The organism is Pseudactinotalea sp. (genome assembly GCF_048594945.1).
GTDB lineage: Bacteria > Actinomycetota > Actinomycetes > Actinomycetales > Beutenbergiaceae > Pseudactinotalea.
In genome coordinates, this window is the sequence record NZ_JBMDXJ010000199.1 from 1 (window position 1) to 6,882 (window position 6,882).

Annotated in this window: 7 protein-coding genes; 3 read left to right on the forward strand and 4 right to left on the reverse strand. The window is 66.6% G+C overall.

Features of this window, described 5'->3' with window-relative positions; all coding sequences use genetic code 11:
- Positions 1 to 596 precede the first annotated feature (596 nt).
- Entirely contained in the window at positions 597 to 932 is a 336-nt protein-coding gene (locus tag ACOJSN_RS08795) for a helix-turn-helix domain-containing protein (RefSeq protein WP_420112121.1), read from the forward strand.
- Positions 933 to 1,463: 531 nt separating this feature from the next.
- Positions 1,464 to 1,613 carry a hypothetical protein gene (locus ACOJSN_RS08800; protein ID WP_420112122.1) on the forward strand — a complete coding sequence of 50 codons (150 nt, stop codon included), beginning with the start codon at positions 1,464 to 1,466 and terminating at the stop codon, positions 1,611 to 1,613.
- A 336-nt stretch (positions 1,614 to 1,949) separates the two neighbouring features.
- Here the strand turns inward: ACOJSN_RS08800 and ACOJSN_RS08805 are convergent, their stop codons facing one another.
- From ACOJSN_RS08805 to ACOJSN_RS08820, 4 genes are all read right to left on the reverse strand, one after another.
- Positions 1,950 to 2,510 (reverse strand): RES domain-containing protein, encoded by a 561-nt coding sequence (locus tag ACOJSN_RS08805; RefSeq protein WP_420112123.1) that lies wholly within the window; start codon positions 2,508 to 2,510, stop codon positions 1,950 to 1,952.
- The gene (locus ACOJSN_RS08810; protein WP_420112124.1) at positions 2,510 to 3,280 is read right to left on the reverse strand and encodes a ribosomal protein L7/L12; all 771 of its coding nucleotides are present in this window, start codon (positions 3,278 to 3,280) and stop codon (positions 2,510 to 2,512) included. The genes ACOJSN_RS08805 and ACOJSN_RS08810 overlap by 1 nt, the downstream gene beginning before the upstream one ends.
- A 474-nt stretch (positions 3,281 to 3,754) precedes the next feature.
- Positions 3,755 to 4,174 carry a hypothetical protein gene (locus tag ACOJSN_RS08815; protein WP_420112125.1) on the reverse strand — a complete coding sequence of 140 codons (420 nt, stop codon included), beginning with the start codon at positions 4,172 to 4,174 and terminating at the stop codon, positions 3,755 to 3,757.
- 320 nt (positions 4,175 to 4,494) lie between these two features.
- Positions 4,495 to 4,812 carry a hypothetical protein gene (locus ACOJSN_RS08820; protein WP_420112126.1) on the reverse strand — a complete coding sequence of 106 codons (318 nt, stop codon included), beginning with the start codon at positions 4,810 to 4,812 and terminating at the stop codon, positions 4,495 to 4,497.
- 586 nt (positions 4,813 to 5,398) lie between these two features.
- On the opposite strand from ACOJSN_RS08820, the gene mobF reads away from it, so the two are divergent.
- A partial coding sequence (mobF, locus tag ACOJSN_RS08825; RefSeq protein ID WP_420112127.1) for a MobF family relaxase occupies positions 5,399 to 6,882 on the forward strand: 1,484 nt, incomplete at its 3' end.

Sequence of the window (6,882 nt, forward strand, 5' to 3'; positions counted from 1 at the left end):
CCTCAACGCTGACCGGACCCCCTTGCCCGGACCCCCTTGCCCGAACCCCTGCGCTGCTATGACGTGCCTCACACCCCCTTGCCCCCACCTCGTTTCCGCAGGTCAGAGGGGGTGTGGCCGAAGTTGACTTCCTGCTCGAGCAGGGGCCCGCGACGATCCAGGCAAGGGGGGTACGGGCGTCCGCGCGAGCACGTCGACCAGCACCGGCAGCCACCACCCGGCCATCAGCAGCCATCACCGGGCACCCCATCCGTGGACGTCCCAACCCTCGATGACTCACCGACGGCCGCCTCCCGCGAGGTCCGCAGATCAGCCGCCATCCAGGACCGCAGGGTGACCGTGGTGGCGGCGACTCGCCCTTCAGTCAGTCGCGCCAGCTCCGCAGACATCCGCGGCCAGGAGAGCCGCTCAACGCGCGTCCGTCCCGCGAGCATCCACTCATGCAGGGACTGCCCGACAGCCCCACGGACCAACACATCCGCGAGTTGATACAGCGGCGAACGATCCCCACCACGAAGAGTCATGATGCATGGTCCTACGGTTTTCCGACTGTGTCAACCGCTTTTCCGGCTCGCACCGCTGCCGATCGTGGACCTGTGCGTGAATCCCGCGGGATGACGTTGCTTTTCCGTACGGCGCGGTTCGATGATGGACGCGCTATGGCTCCTACTTACAACGACGTCGACGCTCACGTCTCGGCCACCGTCCGAGGCTTAGCCGCCGCGCAGCAGATCAGCCACGCCAACCTGGCCACCCTGATCGGGATCGGCACCACCCAGTTCAGCGCGAAGATGCAACACCGCGCACCGTGGAAGCTGCGCGAAGCCGCCCAACTGGCCGACCACTTCGGCGTCACCCTCGACGACCTCATCGCCGGGCAGGTTCATCTCGGCGGCCGCCGGCAGGCGTCGGGGGAGCGCTCAGCGACCTGAACGGCCACACCGCACGACCACGACCCCTCACCGACGCCGGGCGGGGGCCACTGGCACCGCACCCGCGCCGGCAGCTCGGCGCCGGCCATAAAGAGTGCGACCCAGCGGCCGACCCCGACCCGCACGGCCCGCACTGACTCGCGGCCACGGCCAGACCCTGGTTGTACTCCCGCTCGGTCTCCTCGACCCGACGCAGGACGGCGTCGAGGATGAAGTCGCCTACCGTCAGCAGCTCCGGCTCGTGCGGCCGCACGTGGATGGAACGCGCCTCGGATCCTGTCGGCCGTCTCAACGTCGAGATCAAGCAGGGCATGGCGTTCCCACGGCACTACCTGATGCTCGGCAACCGCCGCGAGCAGGCCCGCCTGTGCGGCCACGCGTCACCCCGCCGGCCACGCGCGACCCGGTCGTCACCGTCTCCCCCGCCATCGCCGGCACCTGACCTGCCCGAGGCGCGCCCGTGAGCAAACCACCCGACGCACCTTGGGCCACCAACACCCACGCGCCCACACCCGCCAGCCGACACCGACGATGCCAGAGTCACCACAGACGTTCGACGTCAAGATCGACAACCTCGAGCACCGCAGACTCGCAGCCGGCTACCTGCGGAAGCCTCTCGAGCCGGTGCCTGTCCACGAGGAAGAAGCCCGCTATCGGAAGCGTCGCAGCGCCGCCGCTTGAAAGTCGAGTATCGGCGCGGCCAGGCCAGGAGCTCTACGAGCGCTTGCTGAAGCTCCAGCGGCTCACGAAAACTCGCGCATCCAGTCGTCCTCGCCGCTGCTGGCGACTCTCAGCGGCCAAACTCGCGGTGGTGCTGCGCTCGCAGGCGAAGGACGCCCGCGAGATCGGGTCAGCACCCCTGATGGAGGACAGCCGCCGCGAGGTGCTCATGGTGCTGCCCGTCGTCTTGATGAGAGCGGTTTGTCGCCCAACAAGCACCGGAGGAGCTCGCCACAACTCCGGACTTCCTTCAGAACTGCCTGACCGGACGAACGTCGCCACAGACCCTGAATGCAATTACGGAGTGACGGTTCTCGTCAAGGTACGAGCGGCGTCTCGGACGGCCCGATGCGACAGATCGAGCGGGACCACACTCTCAAGCTCCATCGAGGCGTTCCACAGACCCATGACGGGCCACTCGACAGAGTGCCTCGACCACCACTTGATCCCCTGCCACTTCCGCCCGGTGTGGTCATGCTGCTCCCATGCCCGCAAGGCCCAGCTTTGGGTCACCGCGCGATCGAGGGTAACGACTTGAGTGGGCCGAAGCCCCAAGGCCAGTAAGTTGTGAGCATCGTCCATGTCCAGCAGCCGCAAACCATCGTCGACTAAGAAGGTGCAAAGCGACATCGTTGCGCCTGGTACTGCCTTGAAGGCGAAGATGCGCTTCGTCCACTCGGGGTGTATTGCCAACGTTTCGCCTACTGCGCCCGACTCGGTAGCAGAGACGTAGCGCACGTCGTAGTGGCTGGGGTTGTCGAGTCGGCCTCGCGACTGAGGCTTGTGCGTGTACTCGGGATGACCAGGGGTCCCCGGTTGTGCCCCGGGCGCCACCGGAACGACGCGGTACACCAGCATCAGGCCCCTCCCCCGTAGGCAATGTCTTCAAGCTGGGCAGTGACGACGCTCGCACGCCCCGCGACAATCATGTCTATGGGGCTTGCGCCGTCGAGGTACACGCTGGGTGCCGTCATCCATGCGGCAAGAAGCGACTCGTCCCAAAGTCGGGTGAACGCGGCCATCACATCGACCAGTCCCGCAACGCGCTGCGCGGTTCCGCGCGAGGAACCAGGCAACTCGCTGGGAGTGGAGTGAGAGCCCCCTTCCACCTCCGCACCAGCGATCCGCGCAATCACTTCGGCAGGGAGCGCGCCTCTCATCCGGCCCGCAATCGAAGTCTCGAGGTCCGCTTCGCCGTCCGAAGGTGGAACGATCGCGGCTTCGCCGGTCGTGAGAGCTTGTGGGTCGGCGGATTGGATCGAGACGATCGCTCCGGTCTCCTCAAGAGCATCCGCCGCACGGCGAGCGGCCGTCAGGCCCCCGAAGCGGAGAACCGGCCGATCATCCTCGACTAGATTCTTTGCCTCCATTAGGCCAAGAGTCGTGAGTTTGCGTACCTCGCTGATCACTCGGATCTTGTTGTCGCCGACCTTGTCGATCGTCACCAAGACCGAATCGGGGTCGACAGGATCGGAGTCTTCCAGTGTTCGGAACTCTGGAACTATCGACTCGACCTTGCCGTACGGGTCCTCGAACTGCTTCACAAACGCGGACAAGTCGATGAGAGTCAGTTCCTTAAACGCCTCCACCAAGTCGTGATCTGTTCGTGCTCGCTGCTGGTCGGCCATAGAGCAAGGCTAGACGTCGAAGCACCCACTTCGCATAGCGAACTTCGCCGGAACAGGGCGCATCGACGGGCAGCCGTTGTGGCGGTACTGCCTCACGCGTCGGAGTAGGCGGGCCAGGACAGGTAGCGGGCAGCGGACAACCAGTACCTCGCCGGACCGTCGCACCATGGCAATCAACGACTAGAGCTGGCCGCGGACGATCGTCAGCCTCAGAGCGGCGACGCCAGGCGTTCGACGTCGCCCACGTCGAGCCAGACGCCGCGCAACTGGTGCCTGGGGTCACAGCCGGAGGAGCACAAGGCGAGGTCCAGGCGATGGCCTCGGTCTCGACCACCTCGTCACCGGTCTCCCACGCGATCCGCGCGTGCACAGTGATCGGCGGGCGGGCATCGGTGAAGCCCTGCGGCGCGGCGTGGCCGTTGGCGATCGGCACTTGTCCTCATCCCACGCTCGGGGCTCGAACGTGGTCATCTGTCACTCAGATGGCCACGGGTAGAGCGATCCGAGTCGGACCGTGCTCGGCCGACCGGCATCGTCAAAGACGACATCACCGTCCTGATGCGACCCATTGGCGTGAGCGATCGAAGCGAGCACCAGGGCTGTCGTACGTCGGTCGTTGCCGGTGACGTCGTCGGAGAGGTTGACGCGCTCCTGGCCGATGAGCGAGGCGGCGAGCCGGACGATCCGCTGCTCACCACCTGACCAGGCGCCGCTGCCGTCAAGTAGCACGTCGACGTCGAGCCACGCGCGTTCGCCGTCATCGTGAACCCAGGGAGCATCGTCGTAGATCGCCTTGTCATGGCGGATCAGTAGCTCGACACCGGCCTCGACCGGGTAGATCCCTCTCGCCCAAACTCGTAGCCGCTCGGCGACGGTGTTGGTCGTGGTCGTCACGGGATTCTCCTGTTCTCCGGCCCAAACCTCACACCAGCCACTGACATCGACCAGTCCTCAGTTCGCGGCGTCCGTGTAGACCCATTTACAGATCGGCGATCCGTCCCGCTAAGCCCGAGAGCTCTGAGGGGTGCTGCCAGGCCGCATGCCCCGGCCGTGTACGACACTGGGCAAGCAGGCGTCCGGGTTCGTCAATGGGTGCAGCCGTACTCGTGTACGGCATGGGTCCGGTGCCGCGAGCCGCAGCGTGGCACGCTGCTGCCGTTCCGGTCTCGCAGCTGGCTCACGGACGCGATCGTCGGTCACCCGCTTCTGTGCTTTCACGCGGCCGGACCCGATCCGGAATCTACTGAGCCGCTTGACGGGCGCGCGTCACCCAGAGCGCGTAGGCGACGCACCTCCTCGGCGGTCGTGTCGAGAAAGATCGCCACCCGGCCCAGCTTCTCCCCCAGGTCGAGCAACGTCCGGACGTGAAGGCTCATCTCCACCTCGACATCGGCGATCTTCTCGCGAAGCACGTCGCGCTTGTCGCTGAGGTCGAAGTAGCCGGCTGCAGCTTGCTCCCGCTCAGCGTCGCACCTCTCGCGCTCGGCGTCCAACAGAATGCGCTGCTGCTTCGCTCGCTGCCTAGCTGCCATCTTCGGCACTACTGCTACCACGGTGCCCTGCCCTTCGTGTCGTATCCGTTCCCCTACGCCCCGTTACACACATGCCCGAGGCAGCGCCGACGCGATGTCGATACGTACAGACCTGACTTCCCACCGGGGCTGAACCAACCCCTTGGAGGATCAGCAGACCGCGCGGCCGGAACCTAGCGACGCTCACCATCGCGTGCACGCGCTATGGGCGGAACTCCTCGGCACATCCAGCTGCGGGAAACCCACTGGCATCGTCCCCACGTCGACTGCAGCGCAGTTCGAGTTCGGCAATGGCACTCGGGCCAGCGCCTTCATCCGGAACCTGCCACTGAGGGATCCAACTCGCGGCTCCCGTCAACCGACCCCAGAATGTGGGGAACATAGCGGCGCCGCGACCGCGAACTCGCAACTGCACGCAGCCGCGTCAAACAGCAGCACCGATGCCCGCGCCCGAGCCACCCATTCCGCGACGGCGGCTCAGGATTCTTGAGACGTCTGTGCCCAACACACCTCTTGCACCTCTGTGAGAGGGCCACGTATCGGTATCAGGTGGCTGACACGGGCGGGTGCGTGGTGGGTAGTGATGATGACGATCCACGCACTGCATTCGGGCAACGGGTATGAGTACCTGACCCGGCAGGTGGCGCGTGGTGACGAGATCCGCCCCAAGGGTGAGTCGCTGACCTCCTACTACAACGCCCACGGCAACCCGCCCGGGCGGTGGGTGGGCAGCGGCCGGGAGGCGATGCGGGTCGGCGGGACCGTGACAGCGGATCAGATGTTGAACCTGTTCGGCACCGGCTATCACCCAGACAACCAGGCGCAGCTGCTTGGGCGCCCGTTTCATCGCCGGCGTACGTGGGAGGACGATCCGTACCTGACGGCATTGGACCGAGCCTTCGCTGCCTTCGCCGAGGAAAACGACCGAGCACCGCGAGCTGGGGCGGAACGCGACCGGCTGCGGTGGCAGGTGGCCACTGAGATCGTGCGGCAGAACCTCGAGGGTGCCGAGCCCAGCGAGCCCGAGGTGGCGCGGTACTTGGCTGGGCGTACGCGGACCGACCGGGAGGGTGTCTCGGGGTTCGATCTGGTGTTCACACCACCGAAGTCGGTGTCGGTATTGTGGGGGCTTGCCGACGCCGAAACGCGTGAGCAGGTCAGCCAAGCGCACGCCCAGGCGTGGCAGGCGACACTGGCCTGGATCGAGCAAGAAGCTGCCGTCACCCGCACCGGCAAGGGCGGGTTGAAGCAGGTCAACACCAAGGGCCTGACGGCAGCGGCTTTCGACCATCTGGACTCCCGGGCAGGGGACCCGAACCTGCACACCCACGTGGCGGTCTCGGCCAAGGTGATGGGACACGACGGCAAGTGGCGCAGCCTGGATGCCCGGGTGCTGTTCGCTCTGACCGTCGCTGCGTCCGAGCGGTACAACGCGCTGGTCGAGGAGCAGCTGGTGCAGCGCCTGGGTGTGGAGTTCGAGGCAACGACGCGCGCCGGTGCGAAGGTGCCGGTGCGGGAGGTCGCGGGCGTGGGTGCGGACCTGGTGGAGCTGTTCTCCCAGCGACGCCGCGCGATCACGGCTTCCTACAACGACATGGTCGCTCAGTACCGCGCCAAGCACGGCCACGAGCCACCTCGCACCGAGCAGTACCGGCTCGCGCAGGAGGCGACGTTGGCCACTCGGATGGAGAAGGAAGCAGCACGGCCGCTGGACGAACGAGTCATCGACTGGCAGGCCCGAGCAGCCGCCGCCCTGGGCTCGCCGGAGGCACTGCAGGAGCGGTTGCGTCGCATCCTCGAGCGGGCACCGAAGCGGGCCGACACGAGCCTGGACAAGGACGCCATCGCGACTGAGGCTGCTGCCACTGTGCTGGAGCTGCTGGGCCGACGGCGCGCGGTCTGGAACGATTTCAACGTGCTGGCCGAGGCCACCCGTGTGGTGCGGGCGCAGCCCGCGGTGCGGGATGGCCTGTGGTCGGTCACCGACGCGGCGCAGGCCGTGACGCAGGCATGCCTGGGCCAGTCGGTGCGGCTGACGGTGCCCGATGAGATGGCGGCACCGGCCGCGCT